This is a genomic window from Tsuneonella suprasediminis (genome assembly GCF_003605755.1).
GTDB classification, from domain to species: Bacteria; Pseudomonadota; Alphaproteobacteria; order Sphingomonadales; family Sphingomonadaceae; genus Tsuneonella; species Tsuneonella suprasediminis.
In genome coordinates this window covers 201,370-223,568 of record NZ_RAHJ01000022.1, presented here as the reverse complement: position 1 = coordinate 223,568, position 22,199 = coordinate 201,370, and the positions used below count along the sequence as shown (strand labels likewise).

At 61.0% G+C, this 22,199-nt stretch carries 24 protein-coding genes; 13 read left to right on the top strand and 11 right to left on the bottom strand.

What is annotated here, in order from left to right; translation table 11 throughout:
- Positions 1 to 77: 77 nt before the first annotated feature.
- The 5 genes from D6858_RS15200 to D6858_RS15180 form a co-directional block, all read right to left on the bottom strand.
- Positions 78 to 1,415 (bottom strand): ammonium transporter, encoded by a 1,338-nt coding sequence (locus tag D6858_RS15200; protein WP_120112565.1) that lies wholly within the window; start codon positions 1,413 to 1,415, stop codon positions 78 to 80.
- Positions 1,416 to 1,441: 26 nt separating this feature from the next.
- The gene (locus tag D6858_RS15195) at positions 1,442 to 1,780 is read right to left on the bottom strand and encodes a P-II family nitrogen regulator (protein ID WP_120112563.1); all 339 of its coding nucleotides are present in this window, start codon (positions 1,778 to 1,780) and stop codon (positions 1,442 to 1,444) included.
- A gap of 152 nt (positions 1,781 to 1,932) precedes the next feature.
- Positions 1,933 to 2,631, bottom strand: coding sequence for an endonuclease/exonuclease/phosphatase family protein (locus D6858_RS15190; protein WP_120112560.1), 699 nt, complete (start codon positions 2,629 to 2,631; stop codon positions 1,933 to 1,935).
- Between the two features lie 19 nt (positions 2,632 to 2,650).
- Positions 2,651 to 3,229, bottom strand: coding sequence for a pyridoxamine 5'-phosphate oxidase family protein (locus D6858_RS15185; RefSeq protein WP_120112557.1), 579 nt, complete (start codon positions 3,227 to 3,229; stop codon positions 2,651 to 2,653).
- A 120-nt stretch (positions 3,230 to 3,349) separates the two neighbouring features.
- Positions 3,350 to 4,924 (bottom strand): helicase HerA-like domain-containing protein, encoded by a 1,575-nt coding sequence (locus tag D6858_RS15180; RefSeq protein WP_120112554.1) that lies wholly within the window; start codon positions 4,922 to 4,924, stop codon positions 3,350 to 3,352.
- Positions 4,925 to 5,032: 108 nt separating this feature from the next.
- On the opposite strand from D6858_RS15180, the gene pabB reads away from it, so the two are divergent.
- From pabB to ribA, 9 genes are all read left to right on the top strand, one after another.
- On the top strand, positions 5,033 to 6,829 hold the full coding sequence (pabB, locus tag D6858_RS15175; RefSeq protein ID WP_120112551.1) for an aminodeoxychorismate synthase component I: 1,797 nt from the start codon (positions 5,033 to 5,035) through the stop codon (positions 6,827 to 6,829).
- Positions 6,826 to 7,476 (top strand): RluA family pseudouridine synthase, encoded by a 651-nt coding sequence (locus D6858_RS15170; protein ID WP_120112549.1) that lies wholly within the window; start codon positions 6,826 to 6,828, stop codon positions 7,474 to 7,476. The genes pabB and D6858_RS15170 overlap by 4 nt, the downstream gene beginning before the upstream one ends.
- Positions 7,469 to 7,882 carry an alternative ribosome rescue aminoacyl-tRNA hydrolase ArfB gene (arfB, locus tag D6858_RS15165; protein ID WP_120112547.1) on the top strand — a complete coding sequence of 138 codons (414 nt, stop codon included), beginning with the start codon at positions 7,469 to 7,471 and terminating at the stop codon, positions 7,880 to 7,882. Before D6858_RS15170 ends, arfB begins: the two co-directional genes overlap by 8 nt.
- A 147-nt stretch (positions 7,883 to 8,029) precedes the next feature.
- Entirely contained in the window at positions 8,030 to 8,197 is a 168-nt protein-coding gene (gene rpmG / locus D6858_RS15160; RefSeq protein WP_013832249.1) for a 50S ribosomal protein L33, read from the top strand.
- A 64-nt stretch (positions 8,198 to 8,261) separates the two neighbouring features.
- On the top strand, positions 8,262 to 8,930 hold the full coding sequence (locus tag D6858_RS15155; RefSeq protein WP_120112545.1) for a LolA family protein: 669 nt from the start codon (positions 8,262 to 8,264) through the stop codon (positions 8,928 to 8,930).
- Positions 8,931 to 9,261: 331 nt separating this feature from the next.
- The gene (locus D6858_RS15150) at positions 9,262 to 11,421 is read left to right on the top strand and encodes a TonB-dependent receptor (protein WP_120112542.1); all 2,160 of its coding nucleotides are present in this window, start codon (positions 9,262 to 9,264) and stop codon (positions 11,419 to 11,421) included.
- Positions 11,421 to 12,428, top strand: a complete 1,008-nt coding sequence (locus D6858_RS15145; protein ID WP_120112539.1) for a PepSY-associated TM helix domain-containing protein — start codon at positions 11,421 to 11,423, stop codon at positions 12,426 to 12,428. The genes D6858_RS15150 and D6858_RS15145 overlap by 1 nt, the downstream gene beginning before the upstream one ends.
- Positions 12,429 to 12,507: 79 nt before the next feature.
- A complete protein-coding gene (locus D6858_RS15140) occupies positions 12,508 to 13,302 on the top strand; it encodes an exodeoxyribonuclease III (RefSeq protein ID WP_120112537.1) in 795 nt (264 codons plus the stop codon).
- Positions 13,299 to 14,363 (top strand): GTP cyclohydrolase II, encoded by a 1,065-nt coding sequence (ribA, locus tag D6858_RS15135; protein ID WP_240623873.1) that lies wholly within the window; start codon positions 13,299 to 13,301, stop codon positions 14,361 to 14,363. The genes D6858_RS15140 and ribA overlap by 4 nt, the downstream gene beginning before the upstream one ends.
- Positions 14,364 to 14,396: 33 nt before the next feature.
- Here ribA and D6858_RS15130 read toward each other — a convergent pair whose 3' ends face one another.
- The 6 genes from D6858_RS15130 to recQ form a co-directional block, all read right to left on the bottom strand.
- Positions 14,397 to 15,386: a right-handed parallel beta-helix repeat-containing protein gene (locus D6858_RS15130; RefSeq protein ID WP_225082119.1), complete on the bottom strand. Its 990-nt coding sequence runs from the start codon at positions 15,384 to 15,386 to the stop codon at positions 14,397 to 14,399.
- Positions 15,387 to 15,444: 58 nt separating this feature from the next.
- Positions 15,445 to 15,702 (bottom strand): hypothetical protein, encoded by a 258-nt coding sequence (locus D6858_RS15125; protein WP_120112532.1) that lies wholly within the window; start codon positions 15,700 to 15,702, stop codon positions 15,445 to 15,447.
- A 3-nt stretch (positions 15,703 to 15,705) separates the two neighbouring features.
- A complete protein-coding gene (locus D6858_RS15120) occupies positions 15,706 to 15,906 on the bottom strand; it encodes a type II toxin-antitoxin system antitoxin (protein WP_120112529.1) in 201 nt (66 codons plus the stop codon).
- 24 nt (positions 15,907 to 15,930) lie between these two features.
- Positions 15,931 to 16,848: an SPFH domain-containing protein gene (locus D6858_RS15115; protein ID WP_420823843.1), complete on the bottom strand. Its 918-nt coding sequence runs from the start codon at positions 16,846 to 16,848 to the stop codon at positions 15,931 to 15,933.
- An 85-nt stretch (positions 16,849 to 16,933) separates the two neighbouring features.
- A complete protein-coding gene (locus tag D6858_RS15110; RefSeq protein ID WP_120112524.1) occupies positions 16,934 to 17,476 on the bottom strand; it encodes a hypothetical protein in 543 nt (180 codons plus the stop codon).
- The gene (gene recQ / locus D6858_RS15105; RefSeq protein ID WP_420823841.1) at positions 17,466 to 19,268 is read right to left on the bottom strand and encodes a DNA helicase RecQ; all 1,803 of its coding nucleotides are present in this window, start codon (positions 19,266 to 19,268) and stop codon (positions 17,466 to 17,468) included. Before recQ ends, D6858_RS15110 begins: the two co-directional genes overlap by 11 nt.
- Positions 19,269 to 19,400: 132 nt before the next feature.
- Between recQ and D6858_RS15100 the strand changes: the two genes are divergently transcribed.
- The 4 genes from D6858_RS15100 (at position 19,401) to D6858_RS15085 (ending at position 22,184) form a co-directional block, all read left to right on the top strand.
- Complete coding sequence (locus D6858_RS15100; protein WP_120112521.1) at positions 19,401 to 19,727, top strand: hypothetical protein; 327 nt, start codon at positions 19,401 to 19,403, stop codon at positions 19,725 to 19,727.
- Positions 19,728 to 19,819: 92 nt separating this feature from the next.
- A complete protein-coding gene (locus D6858_RS15095; RefSeq protein WP_120112768.1) occupies positions 19,820 to 20,071 on the top strand; it encodes a hypothetical protein in 252 nt (83 codons plus the stop codon).
- A 41-nt stretch (positions 20,072 to 20,112) separates the two neighbouring features.
- Positions 20,113 to 21,327, top strand: a complete 1,215-nt coding sequence (locus tag D6858_RS15090) for an acetyl-CoA C-acetyltransferase (protein WP_120112518.1) — start codon at positions 20,113 to 20,115, stop codon at positions 21,325 to 21,327.
- A 2-nt stretch (positions 21,328 to 21,329) separates the two neighbouring features.
- Entirely contained in the window at positions 21,330 to 22,184 is an 855-nt protein-coding gene (locus D6858_RS15085) for an HTD2 family dehydratase (protein WP_120112516.1), read from the top strand.
- Positions 22,185 to 22,199: the final 15 nt, after the last annotated feature.

Here is a 22,199-nt window from a genome sequence, read left to right as displayed (position 1 = left end):
GGAACATCTGATGGCGGGACCGGGATTGAGGAGAGGAGAGAGTCCCCGATCCCGCCAAACTGGATAATCTTGTTCGATCAGTTGTAGGCGCGCTCTCCGTGTTCGCCGATGTCGAGACCTTCCTGTTCGACTTCGGGGGAGACACGCAGCCCGGTGATAAGCTTGGCGATGTAGATCGCGATCACGGTGCCGATAGCAGCCCAGACCAGCGAGACGAGCACGGCCTGAATCTGGATCCAGACCTGTGCACCCATCGCAGTGGAGCCATCGCCCGGCCCGCCGAATACCGGCTGATATACGATGCCGGTGCCGATGGCGCCAACGATGCCGCCTACGCCGTGGATGCCGAATGCATCGAGCGAATCGTCGAAGCCGAGCTTGGGCTTGAGCTTGCTGACCACCAAGAAACACACGATCGAGGCGACAGCGCCCAGCACGATCGCACCAAACGGGCCGGAGTTGCCGGCAGCCGGGGTCACTGCGACAAGACCGGCAATAATCCCCGAGCAGAAACCGAGTGCCGAACCTTTGTGGCCGGAGACCTTTTCCGCCAGCATCCAGAACAGACCTGCCGACGCTGTAGCAACAAAGGTGTTGATCATGGCGAGGCCTGCGGTGCCGTCGGCTTCTAGTTCCGACCCGGCGTTGAAGCCAAACCAGCCCACCCAGAGCAGACCGGTGCCCACCATAGTCAGCGTCAGGCTGTGCGGCGGCATCGGTTCGCTGGGATAGCCTTTGCGCTTACCGAGGATGATCGCAGCGACCAGTGCGGACACGCCCGCATTGATGTGCACCACAGTGCCACCCGCAAAGTCCAGCGCGCCGAGCTTGAACAGCAAACCGCCGCCTGCCCAGACCATGTGTGCAATCGGGAAATAGACGATCGTCAACCACACAGCCGTGAACACCATCACTGCCGAAAACTTCATGCGCTCGACTGTCGCGCCCAGCACCAGCGCTGCGGTAATCGCGGCGAAAGTCATCTGGAAGCTGACGAACACGTATTCGCTGATCACTTCGTCAGAGAATGTCGCTGCAGTCGAATCGGGCGTGACCGACGACAGGAACAGCGAACCGGAACTGACGAAATTACCGATGAACCCTTCCGAGGTCGTCGGCCCGAAGGCCATCGAGTAACCCCACATCACCCAGATCAGCATCGCCAGCGCCGCTGCCGCGCCGATCTGCGTCATTGTGGACAGCATGTTCTTCGACCGGGTCAGGCCGCCATAAAACAGCGCAAGCCCCGGCAGGATCATCAGCAGAACGAGAACCGTTGCGGTCATCATCCAGGCATTGTTGCCGGGGTTGGGAACAGGTGCCGCCTTTTCGGCAGCTTCCTGAGCAAAGGCGGCGGTGGTGGCGAGCATCGAGCCCCCTGCCACGACCGCGCCGGTAACGAGTTTGCGGATCATTGGAGTACCCCTCGTGTCCATGGGAATTACAGCGCGGTGTCGCCGGTTTCGCCGGTGCGGATGCGCGTGGCGGATGCGAGATCGAGCACGAATATCTTGCCATCGCCGATGGCCTCTGTGCTGGCGACTTGCTGGATCGTCTCGACAACTTGTGGGGCGATCGCATCGCTCGTCGCGATCTCCAGCTTCACCTTGGGAAGCATGTTGGTCGAATACTCGGCCCCGCGATAGATTTCCGTCTGGCCCTTCTGGCGCCCGAAGCCCTTCACTTCGGTCACCGTCATGCCCGCGACGCCGATGCCCGAAAGAGCCTCACGCACTTCGTCGAGCTTGAACGGCTTGATTACGGCGATGATGAATTTCATCCCTGCCCCCTTGCTGACCGCCGGACGATCCCGGCTCGGCCTATTCAGCAAGAGGTGTGCCAACCGCGCGAATCTGCCCGAAATACGTGCATTCGGGCAGATTCCAGAAATCCACGTTGTCCATATATGCCTTAAAATTAGGCTTTTGCCTATTATTCAGGCAATTCGAGGCGCGCCCAGACGGGAAGATGGTCCGATGCCTGGGACGCCAGTGCGCTGCGATGGACACCATGCTCCACCACCCGCCATTCTTGCGATGCGACAATCCGGTCCAGGTTGGCCACCGGTCTGCGGCTGGGGAAGCTTGGCCCGGGCACCAGCGATTGCCACCCGGCACCGAATTCGCGCATCGCACCGCTCGCCTTGCCCCACTGGTTGAGATCGCCAAGCAACACCGCTGGACACCCACCCTCGCAATCGTCGACGTGATCGAGCACGGCGCGGATCTGATCCCGTCGCCGGAGGCCTGATAAGTCTAGGTGCATTCCCACAACGCGCAAACGCCGTTCGCCCACAAAAAAGTCGCCCCGCACGGCCCCGCGTGGTTCCAACGTGGGCAGTACGAGCGGCTCCGATTCGACTGGCTTGAAACTACGCCGCACCAGCAAAGCATTGCCGTGCCAGCCCAGACTGCGTGGCCTGCGCGCTACGGGCAGCGGGCGCCAGGGCGTGTCGTCGAGCGCGGCACGCTCTATGACGCTCACTCGCTGGCCAAACCGGCGATCGCACTCCTGCAAGGCGATTACATCGGCATCGATTTCCCGCAACACCGATACGATACGATCGGCATCACGGATGCCGTCAATGCCGACACCCTTGTGTATATTATAACTGGCGAAAGTGAGCTGCACTGCGCTCAACCAACACCGATCATTCGCTGACGGTTCCGGCTTCGCCCGCAATATAGCGGTCGGTCGGGCGCGCGGGCAGCCCATCGATACTGCGATTGCGCGCGATGTATTTTTCCCTCCACACTCCGGGATCGGCCTGCCGGTGATACTTGGTCAGTGTTTCGCGCTGGCGGTCGAATTCCATCAGCGGCACGCCCCAGCCACAACTGGTCTGCACACTTTCGACTGCGATATCGAAAATCTGCCGTGTGCCGGGCAGCAACGCGAAATGCGCGGCCAGATCTTCCCATTCGGAGTCGGCAGGCAATACCGCTCGCCCCGTGCCGTATATCCGCAAAATCAGTGCTGGCTGCTGAAAGTTGCACACCATCACTGTGATACGCCCGTCAGCCATCAGATGGGCGTTGGTTTCATTACCCGATCCCCCCAGATCGAGATAGGCGACTCGTGTAGGTGACAGAACGCGAAGCGTATCGGCAAGCCCCTTGGGACTGAGATTGATCCGCGCATCTGCGGCAGCCGTGGCGACGAAAAACACCGGCTGCGCGACGATCATCGCGATATGGTCTTCCGTAAGCGCGTCGAAGAATTCAGCCATCTTGCAACAAGAATAGGCCGCAAATGGGCCTTCTGCCAAGTGTAACAGACTTGATAGTGATTCAGCGCAGCTTCTTCTCTTTCTTGCCCAACCCGCGCACTCTGCCGCGCACCAGGCTCATTACCGCATCAGACCGCCCAGCAGGTTGCGAACAAAACGGCCGGCAATCTGCCCGCCAAAGCTGGTCGCAATCGTCCCTGCGGCACTGGTTGTTGCGCTCCGCACAGGATTGGCGCTGGATTTACGGCCGCTTATCTTCGCGGCGACGATCGCGGCGGTCGAACTGGCAGCGGCGCCCATCGCCGCCTTGCCCGCCCGTTCCCACAACGATGTAGTCTTGCGCGAACGCTTAGCAACTTCGTCCTTGCCCTTCTCCGCCACTTCTTCGGCGGTATCAGCGGCATCGACAGCTTTGGCGGCGAGCACTTCCTGTGCACTCTCGCGATTAACCGCCGTATCGTATTTGCCATCGACTGGGCTGACCGACTGGATGATTGCGCGTTCTTTCGCAGTCAACGGCCCAAGTCGGCTGCGCGGCGGCTTGATAAGGGTGCGCTGGACGACAGACGGCGCGCCATCGGCCATCAAAGTCGATACCAGCCCCTCACCCACTTTCAGCTGCGTGATGGCCTCTGCCACGTCGAGTTCGGGATTGATGCGGAAGGTATCGGCAGCGGCCTTGATCGCCTTCTGATCGCGCGGCGTGAAGGCACGAAGAGCATGCTGTACACGGTTGCCCAGTTGCCCCGCCACATCTTCGGGAATATCGATCGGATTCTGCGTACAGAAATAGACGCCCACTCCCTTGGACCGGATCAACCGGACCACCTGCTCGATCTTGTCGAGCAGGGCCTTGGGCGGATCGTCGAACAGCAGGTGTGCTTCATCGAAGAAGAACACCAGCCTGGGTTTTTCCGGGTCGCCCACTTCGGGCAAAGTTTCGAAGAGTTCGGCCAGCAACCACAGCAGGAAAGTGGCATAAAGCTTGGGGCTCTGCATCAGCCGATCGGCGGCCAGCACGTTGATATACCCGTGCCCCTTTTCATCGACCTTCAGGAAATCGTCGATCTCCAGCGCGGGTTCGCCAAAAAAACGGTCGGCCCCTTGCGATTCGAAACTGAGCAACTGGCGCTGAATCGCACCGACGCTGGCTTTGGTGACATTGCCATACTTGCCACTCAACACGCCGCAATTTTCCGCCGACCATTGCAACATCGCCTGCAGATCGCTGAAATCGAGCAGAAGCAAACCGTTATCGTCGGCATAACGAAACACGATCTGCAAAACGCCTTCCTGCGTATCGTTGAGATCAAGCAAACGCGCGAGCAACAGTGGCCCCATCTCGGAAATAGTGGTGCGGATCGGGTGCCCCTGTTCGCCGTACAAGTCCCAGAAAATCGCGGGATTATCGGAATAGGTATAGTCATCCATGCCCAGATCCTTCGCCCGTTGTTCCAGCGAAGCGGCATGTTTGAAATCATGACTGCCCGGCATGGCGATACCCGACAGATCGCCTTTCACATCGGCCAGAAATACCGGCACGCCATCGGCGGAAAAGCTTTCCGCCAACCCCTGCAAGGTCACTGTCTTGCCAGTGCCAGTCGCCCCGGCGATCAACCCGTGGCGGTTGGCACGGCCAAGGTTGAGATACTGTTTCTCTCCATTGGCAGCCAGACCGAGAAAGATTTCACCCATTGCTCAAGATACTCCGGCATTTGGTTGACCCGGTAATCGCATGGCGCAGCGTGCCCTGCACGGTCAAGCACCCTCGACTTGCGCGCCGAAGAAGCTAAGGCAGGGGCAATGGGAGAACGCAGCCCTTTCGTATTGCTTGACGACGCGCGCGACAGTGGTGCCGCCAGTGCGCGGCACTATGCTAATCCGCGCGCAGTGTTCGTCGCCTATCGCCCGGCAGAGGTGTCATCGGTGCTGGAAGCGGCCGAAACCACACGGATCAGCAAAGGCGGCATTCTCGCGGGTTATATCGCATTCGAAGCCGGGTTCGCGCTCGAACCCCGGCTCGCTCCGCTGGCCGATGCGCGCAGCGGTGCTGCCGGACCGCTGGTGTGGCTGGGCCTGTTCGATGCGGAAGAAACCATCTCCGCCAACAGAGTGCCAGACTGGCTGGATGCCAATTCCGACGGGACCGCGTCGCTTGGCCCGCTCGATCCACAGCTGTCCACCGGCGGCTATATCGAAGCGTTCGACGCTATGCAGGATGCGATTCAGGCTGGCGATATCTACCAGGCCAATCTGACTTTCCCTGTCGCCGGCAGCTATCGCGGCGATCCACTTGCGCTTTACGCGGCGCTGCGCCGCGATGCGAAGGCGGGTTATGGCGGTGTGGTGTTCGACGGGCAGCACTGGCTGCTCAGCCTCTCGCCCGAACTGTTCGTGTCGCTTAAAGGCGAGACCGCACGGGTCAAACCGATGAAGGGCACACGCCCACGCGGACATAATTTGGAAGAGGATCACGATCTCGCAGAAGAACTGGCCAATTCGGAAAAGGATAAGGCCGAAAATCTGATGATCGTCGATCTGATGCGAAACGATCTCAGCCGGGTTGCCGTGCCGGGAAGCGTGCAGGTCGAATCGCCTTTCGCGATCGAAAGCTATCCCACCGTGCATCAGATGGTTTCCACGGTAGAGGCCAGGCTTGCCCCCGGCATGGGCACGATGGATCTTGTCCGCGCGATGTTCCCGTGCGGATCGGTGACAGGCGCCCCCAAAATCCGGGCACTGGAAATGATTGCCTCGGTGGAACGCGATGCGCGCGGGCCATATTGCGGCGCCATCGGCCGCATCGGACCGGATGGAGACGCCGCCTTCAACGTGGCCATTCGCACCTTGCGCCTTTCCGAGATTGAAAACGGACAGGGCACCGCGGTTCTGGGCCTCGGCTCTGCAATCGTGGCCGATAGCGAAGCGCTGTCTGAATGGCGCGAAGGCATTTTGAAAGGCGATTTTGCCCGCCGCAGCGCGGGTGCGTTCGATCTGATCGAAACGATGCGGTTCGATCCGGAAACCGGCATTGAGCTGCTGGAACTGCATCTTGAACGAATTAAGGCGAGCGCAGAGGAATTCGGCTTTTCATTTGATCGGCACGCAGCACGTAATCAGATTCAGGCACTGTGTTTCGATCTCGATGCGGCATCGAAAGTGCGACTGCTGGTGGCCCGCAGCGGCGCGATGGGCCTGGAAGCATCGCCTCTGCCCGAAACGCCAGAACGACCGCTGACCTGCGCGATCCTTCCGCTGCCGGTCAGTTCAGGTGACTGGCGCCTGCGACACAAGACCACTGACCGCGCGTTCTATGATGCGGCGCGTGAAGTGGCGCGCGATGCCGGGGCAGACGAAGCTCTGTTGTTGCGAGACGATGGACTGCTGACTGAAGGCTGCTTCACCTCGCTATTCGTGAAAAGGCGCGGTATGCTGCTGACCCCACCAGCATCGCTTGGCCTGCTGCCAGGTGTACAACGGCGCCACCTGATCGATCAAGGCCGCGCGCGTGAGGAAAATCTGACGCTAGATGATCTGACGGATGGCTTTTTTATCGGTAACGCCCTGCGCGGACTGATGCCTGCGAGACTCCTGATATGATCCCCATCCTTTATGAAGATGGCGAAGCGCTGGTCATCGACAAGCCCGCGCGCCTGCCGCTCGAACGTCCGCGTGCGGGCGGCGCATCGCTGGCAGACCGGATCAGCGAACTGCGGCTGGGCTTCCAGCGCGATCCGGTGCCTGTCCACCGGCTCGATACCGACACATCGGGATGCCTGTTGCTGGCCCGCAATCCAAAAGCGCTCAAGCGGTTCAACAAGGCATTCGAAGATCGCGTGGTCGAAAAGCGCTATCTGGGCATAGTGGAAGGCACCTTGAACGATAGCGAGGGCACGATCACGCTCTCGCTATCCAAAATCAGTTCGGCGGAGGCCGGGTGGCGGATGATCCCGGCGAAGAAGGGTAAACCGGCGACCACACATTGGCGCCAAATCGCGTCGGCGGGTGGGCTGACTCTGGTCGAGTTCCGGCCCGAAACCGGGCGCACGCATCAGATTCGCGTCCATGCGGCATCGGGTCTCGGCGCGCCGTTGGCGGGGGATCCGGTCTATGGCAACCGGGCGACCGCGCCTCGCACAATGCTCCATGCAGCGGGCCTCGTTGTTCCGCGCGAGGGCAAATCGCCTGTCGTTGCCCTATCGCCGCTGCCGCCCGATTTCGCACAACTCGGCTTCGCGCATGAGTGATGCCGATGCAACGGTCGAGCGTGCGCTTTCGCTGGTGGAAGAAAGCTTCATCGCCGCATCCGGGCCAGGCGGGCAAAACGTCAACAAAGTGGCGACCGCGGTGCAACTGCGGCTCAACGTGTTTGCGCTGCGCCTGCAACCACAGGTCTTCACCCGGCTCAGATCGCTGGCGGGCAGCAGGATGACGAGCGGGGGCGAAATCGTGCTGACCGCCCGCCGGTTTCGCACACAGGAAGCGAATCGCGCCGACGCCCGCGACAGGCTGGCAGAACTGATTCGCAAGGCCCACGAAAGCCCGCGCAAACGCGCCAAGACCCGTCTCAATCGAATCAACAAGGAAGCCCGTATTAAGGCAAAGAAATCCCGCGGCACGGTGAAGGCCAACCGCGGCAAAATCGATTGGTAGACGCAGTGCAGGCCCGCTCCCTCGACACTTGACTTTATCCACCGTTTGCAGCATTGGCCGCCCCGGACGGGCGGCGCACGTGTGCCGCCCTTGGTATTTGTGAGGTCCGGCAGGGCTTCCATCAAGCACGCATCAGGACGCAAGAAAATGGCGAAGCCCGCAACCGTCAAGATCCGGCTGGTTTCCACCGCCGATACCGGTTTCTTCTATGTGACCAAGAAGAACCCGCGCAACACGACCGAGAAAATGTCGTTCCGCAAGTACGACCCGGTTGCGCGTAAGCACGTCGAATTCAAGGAAGCCAAGATCAAGTAAGCTGAATGGCCGGAACCGGTTGGGTTCACAGGCGGTTCAAGGCTCCGACGCAATAAACCGGAGCATGATGATCTTGACCACATTCCGCAAAGTCCCGTTGCGCGCCGCCATTGTCGGCGCGCTTTCGCTTGCCCTGCCTGCAGGTGCTGCTTTCACTCTGGCGGCGACGCCAGCAGTGGCCGCCAGCCCAGACAAGCTCGATACCGCCGTATCGGCGCTTCGTGCGATCTCGACGATGACTGCCGATTTCGTGCAGACCGATGCCAAGGGGCAGTCGCTTTCCGGCAAGATGACGCTGAAGCGTCCCGGCAAAATTCGCTTCGAATATGCGAAGGGCACCGACATGCTGATCGTTTCGAATGGTAGCTCGCTCTATCTGATCGATTATGCGGTGAATCAGGTTCAACGCTGGCCGATCAAGAGCTCGCCGCTCGGTGCGTTGCTCGACCCCAGCCGCGACGTAAAAAAATACGGCAAGTTGATGTCGACCAGCACGAACGACGTGATTGGCGTCGAAGTGCGCGATCCGAAGCACCCGGAATACGGCGTTATCACGCTTGTGTTCAGCCGCAACGCATCGGCCCCTGGCGGATATGAACTGGTGAGCTGGGTCGCACTCGATTCGCAGAACAATCGCACAACCGTGCGGCTGAAAAATCAGCGCTACGGCGCCAGTGTTTCGGACAGCACATTCAAGTTCAAGGATCCGCGCCGTTCGGGCCGTCGCCCTTAATCAACGCATACAGGGTGGATCGTTCGCATCCTGCGACAAAGCGCGACAATGCGTTCATGGACCTGAAAGGCACTCGTTCCTACATATAGGGCAGCAGGATGGCTTGAGAGGGCGGTTTCCCCCCTGTTGCCCCCTCTACCCTTAACGGGTCACCTGCAACAGCGTGACGAACGCTCAAAAGGAACCCTCGTGCCAATGCCCCCGGCACGAGGGTTTTCCTTTGCTATTGCCGTTCTCACCTGAACCAGAGTACGCATAGACAGCCCCGCTACACCGCTATTGCAATCCATTATCATTATCCTTAGGGCGCCTCGCATTCACAGGAGGTTCCATGCATTTCGGTCGGCTTTTTATCGCATCAGTGTCCACTCTCGCCTTTGCCACACCGGCTGTCGCGCAAGATGCGGCGGAAGCAGACGGAGATGCCGCGGTAGAGGCAGCCGCTTCGTCCGATATCGTGGTAACCGCCACACGAACTCAGCTCCCTGCCAGCGCGCTGCCGCTCACTATCGATGTGCTCGATTCGGAAACATTCAACCGCCAGCTGACCATCTCCGGTTCGACCGTTGACGCGGTATCGGCGCTTCTCCCGTCGTTTTCTCCGACGCGGGAAAAACTGAGTGGCGCCGGGGAAAGCCTGCGCGGCCGGTCGCCGCTGTATGCAATTGATGGCATTCCGCAGTCGACCCCGGTTCGCGACGGTTCGCGCGATGGCTATACCATCGACCCGTTCTTTATCGACCGGGTGGAAGTGATCTACGGATCGAACGCCCTGCAAGGCATTGGCGGCACGGGTGGCGTGGTCAATCAGGTCACCGTAGCCGCGCCTAAGGAAGATGGCGTTTCTATCCGTACTCTGTTGCAAGGAACTGCGTCCGATAGCTTTGCGGGCGAGGCGCTGGGCGGTAAAGCCGCCGCTCTGGCGGGCTGGCGCAATGGCGCTTTCGACGCCTCAATCGGTGGTGCGTTCGAACGACGCGGCGCATTTATCGACGGGGCAGGCAAACGCATTGGCGTGGATGGCGCACAAGGTGAAATTCAGGATAGCGATAGCTGGTCGGTATTTGGCCGTCTCGGATACGATCTGGGTCCGGACACCCGCGTCGAGCTGGTCGCCAATCATTTCGAACTGCAGGGCAATGGCCATTATGTAAGGGTTCCGGGCGACCGCGCCGAAGGTCGGCCTTCATCAAGCGAACTGGGCCAGACCCCTGGTGATCCGCCATCGAATACCGCCGACATGGTTTCCCTCTCACTGACGGACAAGAATCTCGCGGGAGGCACCTTCACGCTGCAAGGTTTCTACAACCGGACACGAGACCTTTTCGGCGGCGACATCAACAGCACCTTCCAGGATCCCGCCATCGATCCCACAGGCCAGCTCTTCGATCAGTCCGCCAACAAGTCGCGGAAAGTCGGCGGCAAGGTAACTTATGAACGGGGTATCCCCGGATTTGACGATCTCGTCGTCACCCTCGGTTTCGATGCTCTGTTCGACAAGACCGAACAGACCCTGATTCAGACCGGGCGCGCCTGGGTGCCCGAAACCGAATTCCGCAGCCTCGCTCCCTTCGCGCAGGCTAACCTCAAGCTGCTAGACGGTGTCGTGCGCCTTGCCGGTGGCGTGCGCCATGAAGATGTGAAGCTGACGGTGGACGATTACCACACGCTGGCATCGTACAGCGATAACGGCACCCCCATATTCGTCGCAGGCGGATCGCCTTCGTTCAGCCGCACTCTTTTCAACGGCGGGGTTATCGTCGAGCCGATTCAGGGTCTGCGCGCATATGGCAGCTTTGCCGAAGGGTTCACCATTGCCGATGTTGGCCGCATTCTGCGCAGCATCTCCGAAGAGGGGGTGGATATCGACGATTTCCTGTCACTCGAACCGGTGATCTCCAATAACAAGGAACTGGGCGTCGAGCTTGAGCGTGGCCCGGTGAAGGCCACTGCCAGCTATTTCTGGTCGTCGAGCAAACTCGGCTCGCGGCTGGTGATGAACAGCGACGGCATCTTCGAGGTCGTCCGCGCGCCAGTGGATATCGAAGGTCTTGAGCTCAACCTCAAGACCCAAACTCCCGTTCCCGGACTGGACGTGTCTTTCGGCTATAGCCACCTGGTCGGCAAGACAGACGGTAACGGAGACGGTATTCTGGAGGCCGATCTCGACGGTGCGAATATCTCGCCGGATCGACTGAACCTTGCAGCCGATTTCACCCGTGGCCGTTTCAGCGCACGGGCGCAGGGCCGGTTTTATCTGTCGCGCACGTTCGACGGGCAACCGGCGGACAGCGCCTTCGAAGGGTATACCCTGCTCGACGCCTACATCGGGTATCGCACCGGGCTTGGTCTGGTCTCGCTGGGCATTCAGAACGCGCTCGACGAATATTACCTGACCTACGACAGCGACACTGTCCGCACATTCGACAATTCGCGCTACTTCGCCGGGCGCGGACGCACCTTCACGCTATCGCTGCAAAGCGAGTTCTGATGAACCTGCTGGCCACGCTACACCGCTGGGCCGGGGCGACGATCGGAGCGATCCTGATCGTCCTCGGTCTGTCGGGGGTCGCGCTGGTCTGGGAGGACCAGTGGATCGGCGTACCCGGCGCCAATGATCGGGCGGACGTCTCTGCGTCAGCCCTCACTCGCACAGTCAACTCCGCAATCGCGCATCATGCCGGCCTGACGCGAATTACATTCGCAGGCGATAGTATCGGTCTGCACCAGGCAGCATATGCCGATGGCAGCGGAGCCTATCTGAACGGTCAAGGCGCCATCGTCGAACAATGGTCGGGCATGTGGCAACGCCCCGAATTGTGGATTTTCGACCTGCACCATTATCTGTTTGCGGGCGATATCGGCAAAACGATTACGGGTGTCGCCGGGCTGGCGGGGGTATTCTTCGTTATATCGGGTGCGATCCTGTGGTGGCGCACCCGGCGTACGTTCGTTTTCCGCCTCTGGCCCAAGCGGATGACGCGCAGCGCCATTATCCGCCAGCATCGCGATCTTGGCATCATCGTTGCGCCATTGTTGTTCGTCGTGATGTTGAGCGGCACGGTGATGATATTCAAACCGATCGGCGCGGTTCTGGTTGCGCCGTTCCCGGCAACGGTCGAACATCCGGCGCTGCCTGCCACACAAGTTGACAGGACTGACTGGAACGCCATTTTCCGCCTTGCCGAAAAGACTTTTCCCGGCGCCGAAATCCGCCGCATTCAGTTTCGCGACGGAACCACGAGCATTCGCCTGCGACAATCGTTCGAATGGACACCCAACGGGCGATCTTTCCTACGGATCGACAATACCGGGATCGTTACTGTCGATGCCCCAACCGCCACCCTTGATCGGCAGAGCGTGACGGAGAAATTCTATCCGATTCATGCGGGCAAAGTCGGTGGAAACGGGTGGAAAATCGTGCTGACGCTGACCGGGATCAGCATGGTCATGCTCGGCGCGCTGGCGTTCTTCGGATTTTGGCTCCGACGGAAATAATCCCGCTGGCCGCATCTGGCGGTAAAAGGATACAAGGTAACGCCTTGCCCGCACGGCCCGCGCTCCCTATCGAAACGACATGCTGTCTGTTGCCACATGGAATATCAATTCGGTCCGCCTGCGTATCGAGCAGGTCCAACGCATGTTGCGCGAACAGTCGCCCGACGTTCTCTGCCTGCAGGAAATCAAATGTCAGGAAAGCCAGTTTCCGGCGCAGGCGCTGGCCGACATGGGCTATATCCATCAGGCGGTACACGGTCAGAAGGGATATCATGGCGTGGCTACGGTCAGCCGGGTGCCCTTGCGCGAAATCACCCGGTTCGACTGGCAGGATAATGGCGAAGCGCGCCACGTCGGTGTCGAACTGACCGAAGGCGAAGGCAAAGGCCTTGTCATCGAAAACGTCTATATTCCGGCAGGCGGCGATATTCCCGATCGCGAACTGAACCCGAAATTCGGGCAGAAGCTCGATTTTCTGGAACGGATGACGCGCTGGTCCGACACACTGGGCCGCCCCACATTGCTGGTCGGGGATTTCAACATCGCCCCGCTCGAATGCGATGTTTACGATCACAAGGCTTTGCTGAAAGTAGTCAGCCATACCCCCCTGGAGGTGGAGACATTGGGCAAATTGCGCGATGCTCACGGGTGGGTCGATCTGGGGCGTCATTTCATCCCGGCGCCGGAACGCAATTATTCGTGGTGGTCGTATCGCAGTTACTGGCGGCAGAAGGATCACGGGCGGCGGCTCGATCATATGTGGGCCAGCCCCGACCTTGCGCCGCAGGCATCGACGCATCGCTTCGTTGAAGAAACCCGGCGCTGGGAGCAGCCGAGCGACCATATCCCGCTGATTACGGAGTTTTCGCTCTGACGGGGCCAAGCCCGCAACGCCGCGCGGCGCAGGCAGTCGATGCCTTGCGCCACGGCTGGCCCATCGCACTGGATGGCGGGCCAGTGCTGTTGCCTGCCGAAACCGCGATAGCAAATGGCGCGACATCGCGGCTTGCCCTGATTTCCGCCGCCCGTGCCGCAACGCTTAAGCTGGCCAATCAACGCGAAGCGGCCGAACCGCATGCTCCCGTACTGGTCCGCGCTGCCGAACCCTTCGATCTTGCCGCCGCGCGCGCATTGGCTGACCCGGCGCTCGATCTGGCCACTCCGCTGAAAGGGCCGTTTCGGGCGGAAACACTCGAATGGGAGGAGGCGGCACAGGCCGGGCTGGCGCTGGCACGGATTGCCGGGATTTTGCCGGCCTTCATGGTCGATCCGCAAAATGCAGGCGAGCCGCAACCATTTGCCCCCGGCGATCTGTCGGCCCTGTCCGATCCAGTCCACCTGACTATCGCCAGCCGTGCGCGCTTGCCTGTCGATGCCAGCGATCAGGCCGAAATCGTCGCCTTCCGCAGTATAGACGATACGCGCGAACACGTTGCGTTGATCATCGGAGAGCAGCGCAGCGATCGCGTGCCCATCGTGCGGCTTCATTCCGAATGCCTGACGGGCGATGTGCTTGGCAGTCTGAAATGCGATTGCGGGCCACAACTCGACGCCGCGCTCCACGCCATCGCGCACGAGGCGCAAGCGGGCGGCTGGGGCGTGTTGCTCTATCTGCGGCAGGAAGGGCGTGGGATCGGGCTGGTCAACAAACTGCGCGCCTATCGCCTGCAAGACGATGGGTTCGACACCATCGATGCTAACCAACGGCTGGGCCTGCCCGACGAGGCTCGCGATTTCCCAACCGCAGCGCGTATGCTTGAACTGCTGGGCGTCTCTGAAATCCGGCTGATGACCAACAATCCGGCAAAAGTCTCAGCGCTGGAACAAGCGGGCGTGAAGGTGATCGAACGACTGGCGCACCAGTTGCCCGACAACCCGCACAATGCGCGCTATCTGGCGACCAAGCGTGATCGGGCAGGGCACCTGCTGACATAGCAGGCGGTGGTTTGATCGCGCTATACGGTAGCGTTATCGTTTCTCGAACGGCTTGATTCCGTCCCCCAGTGTATTGGGCCCAAGCTTCAGCGCCGCACCTGTCCAGTCAGCGACGAAGGCACTGCTGCGGCGCAGCGAAGGCGCGAAACGGGCATCGTTGCCTGCAATTGTCAGACCGGTCGACGGATTGGAGCGGTTTTCCGCTCCGATCGCGATGAATGCAGAGTAGTTCTCTTTATCCCGCCCCTGCACGAACCAGTTGTTGGTGATCTGGCCGGTTGCCCCATTGGGAAGGTCGATCATGTAATTGGTGGCGCGGCCCGCGGAATCGTCGAAATCGCTCGATGCGATCTCCACCACTTTCGCGCGCGCTTTCAGATAATGGCCGCCGGTTCCGCGCTCAAAACGGGTGCGCGTCACCCGCAGATGGCCATATTCGCCAACGTAGAGCGAATGGGCGCATCCCGACTGATCCTCGCAATTGCCAAGCCCTGAGAAGGTGGACTTGTCGATCACAATCGTTCCGTTGGGATCGCTGGCGGTCAGAATCCCCTGCTGGCTATCGAGGAACCAGCTTTGGGCCACCGTCAGGTCTCCGTGTTCCAGCCGGATACCCGCGCCGTTGTAATCGGGCACCGCCATATTGCGGAACACCAGACCGGCCACGCGGGCGGAGCGGCCACCAAGAACCAGCGCGGCTTTTCCCTGACAGGTTGTGCCCGCAAACACGCTCTTGCCCGGGTCGGTCGCGAGATAGGTGATATTGCCGTCGCTTTGCACCGCACATTCGCGATAAGTGCCCGGCGCAATGGCGATTGTGGCTGTACCCCCGCCGATGGCATCAACAGCCGCCTGCAAAGAGGGGTAGCCGCGCTTGGTTTCCACTACCGTGAACGGTGCACGCGCATCCTGTGCCAGCAAAGCTGCTGTCGGGATTGCCGCAATAGCAATCGTAGCAATTGCTCCGATCAGCAGCGGGGAGATGCGTGCAGGCGCGGCGGGCGGCAGGGCGTGGCTATCCATACCGCCCGCGATAGAGAGAATGGGTTAACGCCCGGCTAAGGCTGATCCATGCGAGCGATCAGTCTTTTGCACCCCAGCGCCAGCGCCAGGGGCCGCGTGTGCGTTTCTTCGCGATGATAATCAGCAGGCCGGTAGCAATGGCAAGACCAGTCCACCGCAAGATAGGGTCGAGATCCGGGACATTGACCAGCCCCAGGACGAGCGCGAGGAATGCAATGATCAGAGCCCATCCCTGCCAGGCAATGGGCAAGCCCGCACCATATCCAAATCGCTTGGGCTCAAACCAGTACCCTTCCTCGAAAAATTTATGCAACATGGCTTAATCTCCTTTCGGGGGGCGACCGCGACGGGCGGGCTTCGAGTGTGCGATCGAAATCCCACGTGCCTCCAGCGCTTCGCGCAACAGCATCTCTATTTCCGCATTCGCACTCCGCAATTCGGCCGCTGCCAAACGTTCGATCGCGGCATGGACCGCTGGATCGAGACGCAGGGCGAAGGCTTTCTTCTTGGCAAGCGACATGGGTGAAAAGTCCCGTCAGGGCTCCTACTGGTACAGGGTCCCGGCGTTGACCACCGGCTGCGCCTCACGTTCACCGCACAATACGACCATCAGATTCGATACCATTGTCGCACGGCGTTCGTCGTCCAATTCGACGATCTCGTCTTCGCTCAACTTAGCAAGCGCCATTTCCACCATACTGACGGCGCCCATCACCAGCTTCGCTCGCGCAGCAATCACGGCTTCGGCCTGCTGACGACGTAGCATGGCTCCGGCGATTTCCGGCGCATAAGCAAGGTGCGTCAGCCCGGCTTCGTCCACGACGATCCCGGCAACATTCAGTCGTTCGTTCAGTTCGACCTGCAATTCGCGGTTTACCACATCGGGGCTGCCGCGCAGAGTGGTTTCTTCCTGCTCCAGATCGTCATAGGGATGGCGTGCCCCCACGGTTCGCAGACCGGCTTCGATCTGGATGTTCACGAATTCCTTGAAATCATCGACATCGAACGCTGCCTGCGCGGTATCGGCCACCCGCCACACCACGTTGCAGGCGATATCGATCGGATTGCCTTTCAGATCATTGATCTTGACCCGGTCCGAATGGACGTTGTGGGCGCGGGCAGAGATCTTTTTCCGCATCATCCACGGCCAGATCCAGCGCAGGCCTTCCGTCCGGTCGGTGCCCGAATAGGCGCCGAACAGCGTGATAACCGCAGCCTGATTGGGCTGGATCATATAGAATCCTGACGCCACCAGCAGCGTACCCACGATTGCCAGCAGCACACTGCCTACAAATAACAGCTTTACCACCCGCTCCGCCCCGGCAGGCGGAAATCCGCCCGCCACAAGCCATACGCCCACCACGACAATCGCCAGCAAGACGAACAGCATGAAATAGCCATTGAAGGTTTTCGCCGGCCGTTCGCGGCTGGTATTCATTCCCTTAAGTTCGACAGACACGATAACGGTTCCTTCGATATAATTATGATATCATATTTATATCGATCCGCCGGATTGTCAATCAAAACCGGACGTGCGACCGGGAAGCTCAGGGTTCGGTGTTGAAGCTTTCGCTGCGCGCGACCGGCTGTGCCATGCCCCATTGCTTCACCTGTTCATCGATCGCTGCCACCCGGTCATAAAATGCACGATAATCGGGATCGAAGCACCCATCGTAAAAGGCGACTGTCCGGGTTTCCGAGCGCCGTGCGACCTCCAGCCTTCCGTAAACGCCGTCCGTCCGCAAATTGTGGCACTGCTGATAGGCCAGGGCCGGGTTTGGCAGCGCAGCGACTTCTCCCCACAGCCGGTCAAATCCCTCCGGCCCGACATCGAACTCATGATGGTCCAACCGATAGGGTCCGTATGGGGCATAATTTGCCGAAACCCGTTCTGTATATGTCCCCCGGCCATTCGCTTCGACCGACCAGTTGCCAACCGGCCTGCCCCAGCTTGTCAGCGACATGGCGATGCGGTCTGGCGGTTGCGCGCCCTCCATTCCGGATGTTGATGCGACACATGCTGTCAGTGATACGGCCAGCAGAAACGATACGGCCAGGCGCAACACAAAGATACTCCGATCAGTCTGCATGGCGGATCACCGCAAGGAACTCATCGCCATAGGCATCGAGTTTCTTTGCCCCTACTCCGCCGATGGCACTCAATTCATCACGCGATTGCGGTCGTCGAGCCGCCATCTCCCGCAGGACGGCATCGTGGAATACGACATAAGGGGGCACACCCGCGTCCTGCGCCAGCTGGCGGCGCCGCTCACGCAGAGCATCGAACAGCGGATCACCCACCGGATTGGTCTCTGCATTGGTGCCGCGCCTGCGATTACTCCGTTCGCGGCGCGGTGGGATCACGATCTCCACACTCGCTTCGCCTTTCAGGATCGCCTTGGCATCGCCGGCCAGTTGCAGGCCGCCATGCTCGGTCGCAGTCAGGCTGCCACGCGCCTGAAGCGCCCGGCTCAGCGGCTGCAGCAGGCGCGCCTCTTCACCCGTAACAATCCCGAATACACTCAGGCGATCATGCCCGCGTTCGGCAACGCGGGCGTCGTTCGATCCGGTGAGCACTTTCTGAACATGGCCAAAGCCATATGTCTGCCCGGTGCGATAGACAGCCGACAGCAGCTTGCGCGCCAGTTCGGTCGCATCGGTCACACCGGGAGGCGACAGGCAGTTGTCGCAATTGCCGCATCGTTCTGGCGGATGTTCCCCGAAATGGCGCAGCAGGACACCGCGCCGACAACCCGGCGTTTCAACCAGACCGGCCAGCGCGTCGAGCCGCTGCCGTTCCGATTGGCGACGGGATTCGTCCACTTCGCTCAATCGCTGGCGCGCGGTGGCAAAATCGCTCGCGCCCCATAACATGACCGCCTGTGCGGGATCGCCATCGCGCCCCGCCCGCCCGGTTTCCTGATAATAGGCCTCTATCGATTTGGGGATACCCGCATGGGCGACAAACCGCACATCCGGCTTGTCGATCCCCATGCCGAAAGCAATCGTCGCGACGATCACCATATCTTCGCTGGCAACAAAAGCCGCCTGATTGGCGGCGCGCTGTTCTGGCGGCAGACCGGCATGATATGGCAGCACTGATCGTCCGGTCGCTGCGGCGAGCTGTTCGGCCAGCTTTTCCACCCGCGCACGAGTCGGTGCATAGACTATGCCCGGCCCCGGCTGTTCAGCCATCAACGCAGCCACTTGCCGCGCGGGATTATCGCGATCGCGGATGGCATAGCGGATATTGGGCCGATCGAACCCGGCCACGATCAGCCCGCTTTCTGGGATGCCGAGCTGAGTCAGAATATCGATGCGTGTATGCGCATCCGCTGTCGCGGTCAGCGCCAGGCGGGGCACATCGGGGAATGCATCCATCAACGGACGCAGTTGCCGGTAATCGGGCCGGAAATCGTGACCCCATTCGGATACGCAATGCGCTTCGTCGATAGCGAACAGCGCAATCCGCGTACTGGCCAGCAAATCGCGGAATTGCGGCTGGCTGGCCCGTTCCGGGGCGACATAAAGCAGATCGAGATCGCCACGACGAAACGCGTCCATCGTTTCGCGCCAGTCGGCATCGGCGCTGGTCAGCGTGGCAGCGGCGATGCCATTGGCCCGCGCGGAACGAAGCTGATCGTGCATCAGCGCGATCAGCGGGCTTACCACCACGCAGGTGCCGTCCATCATCGTCGCAGGCAACTGATACGTCAGCGATTTCCCTGCCCCGGTCGGCATTACCGCCAGCGTCGACTCACCTGCCAGAACGCGGGCGACAACCTGATCCTGCACTCCGCGAAAGCTGTCGAAACCGAACACCTCTCGCAAGGCGGCACGGGCATGGGCAAGATCGGCAGACGGGGCAAACATGGTATCCATTGGCCCAGCCAATGCCACAGCGCGCTGCGCGGGGGAACGGGGGAGGCGGCTGTGTGGACAGCTTCGCGTTGCCCTTGGCCGAGCCGGTGGCTAAACCCACGCACAACCCATTCCAACTGGAGAGACCACAGAATGAAGAAATTTGCCTATGTAGCGATCCCGCTGGTGCTGACTCTGGCCGCCTGCGGCAAGTCCGACGATGCATCGACCGAAGCGGAAGCCGACACCGTCGAAATGCCTGCTGACGACGCGATGGCAACCGTCACCGAAACGCCGGAAGCCGACGACGCCGCCAACGCCGCCGCCCCAGCCATCGACGCCGCATCGGAAGCGGCCGCTCAGAAAGTGCAGCAAACCGCGCAGCAGGCGGGCGAAAGCGCAGCTGAAGTCGCCGCTCGCGCACAGGCAGCCGCCGCTGCCGCCGCCGCAGCGACGGGTGAACAGGACGCAAAGGAATAAGCGCTTCCGCTTAATCCGATGGACAGGCGGGCGGGTCGCATGGCGCGATTCGCCCGCTTTTCCTTTTCGCCGTATGCGGTATGGCATCGGCTATGCGTTTCATCCGGCCACTTGTCGCCCGCCCCGCCACCGTGCTTTCCACTGTTGCAACGGTGCTGCTGCTTTCTGCGTGTAGCTCGCAGAGTGAAGATCCCGGCCCCACCGGCATGACCGAGAGCGAGAGCAAGGCGCTCGACGATGCCGCTCAGATGATTGAGGAGCGGCGCCTGCCGCCCGACGCTATCCCCAACCCCAGCGCAGAGGCGGCGACCGATACCGCCAGCCAAAACCCAGCCAACAACTGATTACGCGGGCGGCCCACCGCCCCTTTGGGAGAGAAACCAGCATGAGCCAACGCCGCGCCGTCATCGTCAGCCCACTTCGCACACCGGTGGGCAAATTCCTCGGCGCGCTCTCGTCGCTCGATGCCGGCCAGCTCGGTGCAATTATTCTCAAAGCGTTGATTGACCGATCTGGAATCGATCCGGCGCGGGTCGACGATGTCGTGTTCAGCCAGGGATATGGAAGTGGCGAAGCCCCCGCGATTGGCCACTGGGCGTGGCTGGCGGCAGGGTTGCCTCTGGAAGTGCCTGGCTATCAGCTCGACCGGCGCTGCGGGTCGGGACTACAGGCGATCGTCAATGCCGCTATGATGGTGCAATCGGGCCATGCCGACGTGGTCGTCGCTGGTGGCTGCGAGAGCATGTCCAACGTCGAACACTATGCAACCGGGCTGCGTGCCGGGAAGAAAGCCGGGAATATCGAATTGATGGACCGCCTGACCCGCGGCCGGGTGATGAGCCAGCCGATCGAACGGTTCGGGGCCATCAGCGGAATGATCGAAACGGCGGAAAATCTTGCCAGCGATTATGGCATCACGCGCGCCGCGGCCGATGCCTATGCTGTCCGCAGTCACCGCAACGCCACTGCTGCGTGGGAGGCGGGCCGATTTGACGCTCACCTCGTCCCCATCGAAGTGCCGCAGCGGCGCGGGGAACCGGTTGTCTTCGCAAAAGACGAAGGTTTCCGTCCGGATGCCAGCATGGAAACCCTCGGCGCACTGCGCCCGCTCGAAGGGGGTGTTGTCACCGCCGGCAATGCCAGCCAGCAAAACGATGCCGCTGCCGCCTGCCTTGTCGTAGCCGAAGACAAACTGGCCGAACTGGGGCTGGAACCTGCGCTGTGGTTCACCGGATATGCCGCCGCCGGATGCGACCCAAGCCGCATGGGTATTGGCCCCGTCCCGGCGGTCGAGCGTCTGTTTGCCCGCACCGGCATGGGCTGGAACGATATCGGCATGGTCGAACTGAACGAAGCCTTCGCACCGCAGGTTCTCGCTGTGCTGAAAGGGTGGGGCTGGTCGGAAGACGACAGCCGGATGGACATGCTGAACGTCAACGGATCGGGTATCTCGCTCGGCCACCCCATCGGCGCGACCGGGGGCCGCATTCTGGCAGATATGGCCGCAGAAATGGCGCGTCGCGAAGTGCATTATGGGCTTGAAACCATGTGTATCGGCGGCGGACAGGGGATCGCCGCTATTTTCGAGCGGGCAACGTGACGATGAACGACTGGACTGCATGGGTCGGGCGCGAAGAACGCCGCAGCGACACGCTTGATGCCGCTCTGGCGGCGCGCTGGCTGGCGACATTCGACCTGCCCACCCCGACCGACGGGGCGATGCCGCAAGGCATTCACCTGTGCCTGTGCCCCCCCGATGCGCCAACTGCGACACTGGGGGAAGACGGCCACCCTGTGCGGAACGAGAGCGATGCCAGCTTCCTGCCCCCGATCCCGCTTCCCCGCCGGATGTGGGCATCGAGCAGGATGGAATTTCATGCCCCGATTGCCATCGGCGCAACTATCGAGCGCACCAGCAGAGTCGCTTCCGTCACACCCAAATCAGGCCGCAGTGGCGAAATGGTGTTCGTCGATGTCGTCCACGATACTGCCGCCGATGGCGCGCTGGCCGTGCGGGAGACGCAGACGCTGGTCTTTCGCGAGACGTCACCAGCCGATGCCCCACTCCAGCCGCCCGAACCTGGTGAAGGGATGTTCGATCCCGCAGAGTGGGGCGCGCATCGCACTCTCACACCTGATTCCCGGCTGCTGTTCCGCTACTCCGCTCTGACCTTCAACGCCCACCGCATCCATTACGATGCACCTTATGCTCACGACATAGAGCGTTATCGCGGGCTGGTCGTCCATGGCCCGCTCAGCGCCAGCCTGCTGTTGCAACTGGCTGCACGCGAATTGGGCGACAACCGCCTGACCGGCTTCACCTTCCGTGGAGTAAGCCCGGCCATCGCAGGAGAGGCATTGCATCTGGCAATACACAAGAGTGATACGGGGATTGCATTAGGTGCGTTTGCCGATGACGGGCGCGAAGTAGTCCGCGCAAAAGCAACGGTGCGATAAGGGTCACAATCAGCG

Excerpts from the sequence above, each read along its gene's own strand:
- D6858_RS15200 (WP_120112565.1), bottom strand. The coding sequence starts at position 1,415 with ATGATCCGCAAACTCGTTACCGGCGCGGTCGTGGCAGGGGGCTCGATG.
- D6858_RS15195 (WP_120112563.1), bottom strand. The coding sequence starts at position 1,780 with ATGAAATTCATCATCGCCGTAATCAAGCCGTTCAAGCTCGACGAAGTG.
- D6858_RS15185 (WP_120112557.1), bottom strand. The coding sequence starts at position 3,229 with ATGGCTGAATTCTTCGACGCGCTTACGGAAGACCATATCGCGATGATC.
- D6858_RS15180 (WP_120112554.1), bottom strand. The coding sequence starts at position 4,924 with ATGGGTGAAATCTTTCTCGGTCTGGCTGCCAATGGAGAGAAACAGTAT.
- pabB (WP_120112551.1), top strand. The coding sequence starts at position 5,033 with ATGGGAGAACGCAGCCCTTTCGTATTGCTTGACGACGCGCGCGACAGT.
- D6858_RS15170 (WP_120112549.1), top strand. The coding sequence starts at position 6,826 with ATGATCCCCATCCTTTATGAAGATGGCGAAGCGCTGGTCATCGACAAG.
- arfB (WP_120112547.1), top strand. The coding sequence starts at position 7,469 with ATGAGTGATGCCGATGCAACGGTCGAGCGTGCGCTTTCGCTGGTGGAA.
- rpmG (WP_013832249.1), top strand. The coding sequence starts at position 8,030 with ATGGCGAAGCCCGCAACCGTCAAGATCCGGCTGGTTTCCACCGCCGAT.
- D6858_RS15155 (WP_120112545.1), top strand. The coding sequence starts at position 8,262 with ATGATGATCTTGACCACATTCCGCAAAGTCCCGTTGCGCGCCGCCATT.
- D6858_RS15150 (WP_120112542.1), top strand. The coding sequence starts at position 9,262 with ATGCATTTCGGTCGGCTTTTTATCGCATCAGTGTCCACTCTCGCCTTT.
- D6858_RS15145 (WP_120112539.1), top strand. The coding sequence starts at position 11,421 with ATGAACCTGCTGGCCACGCTACACCGCTGGGCCGGGGCGACGATCGGA.
- D6858_RS15140 (WP_120112537.1), top strand. The coding sequence starts at position 12,508 with ATGCTGTCTGTTGCCACATGGAATATCAATTCGGTCCGCCTGCGTATC.
- D6858_RS15130 (WP_225082119.1), bottom strand. The coding sequence starts at position 15,386 with ATGGATAGCCACGCCCTGCCGCCCGCCGCGCCTGCACGCATCTCCCCG.
- D6858_RS15125 (WP_120112532.1), bottom strand. The coding sequence starts at position 15,702 with ATGTTGCATAAATTTTTCGAGGAAGGGTACTGGTTTGAGCCCAAGCGA.
- D6858_RS15120 (WP_120112529.1), bottom strand. The coding sequence starts at position 15,906 with ATGTCGCTTGCCAAGAAGAAAGCCTTCGCCCTGCGTCTCGATCCAGCG.
- D6858_RS15110 (WP_120112524.1), bottom strand. The coding sequence starts at position 17,476 with ATGCAGACTGATCGGAGTATCTTTGTGTTGCGCCTGGCCGTATCGTTT.
- recQ (WP_420823841.1), bottom strand. The coding sequence starts at position 19,268 with ATGGATACCATGTTTGCCCCGTCTGCCGATCTTGCCCATGCCCGTGCC.
- D6858_RS15100 (WP_120112521.1), top strand. The coding sequence starts at position 19,401 with ATGAAGAAATTTGCCTATGTAGCGATCCCGCTGGTGCTGACTCTGGCC.
- D6858_RS15095 (WP_120112768.1), top strand. The coding sequence starts at position 19,820 with ATGCGTTTCATCCGGCCACTTGTCGCCCGCCCCGCCACCGTGCTTTCC.
- D6858_RS15090 (WP_120112518.1), top strand. The coding sequence starts at position 20,113 with ATGAGCCAACGCCGCGCCGTCATCGTCAGCCCACTTCGCACACCGGTG.
- D6858_RS15085 (WP_120112516.1), top strand. The coding sequence starts at position 21,330 with ATGAACGACTGGACTGCATGGGTCGGGCGCGAAGAACGCCGCAGCGAC.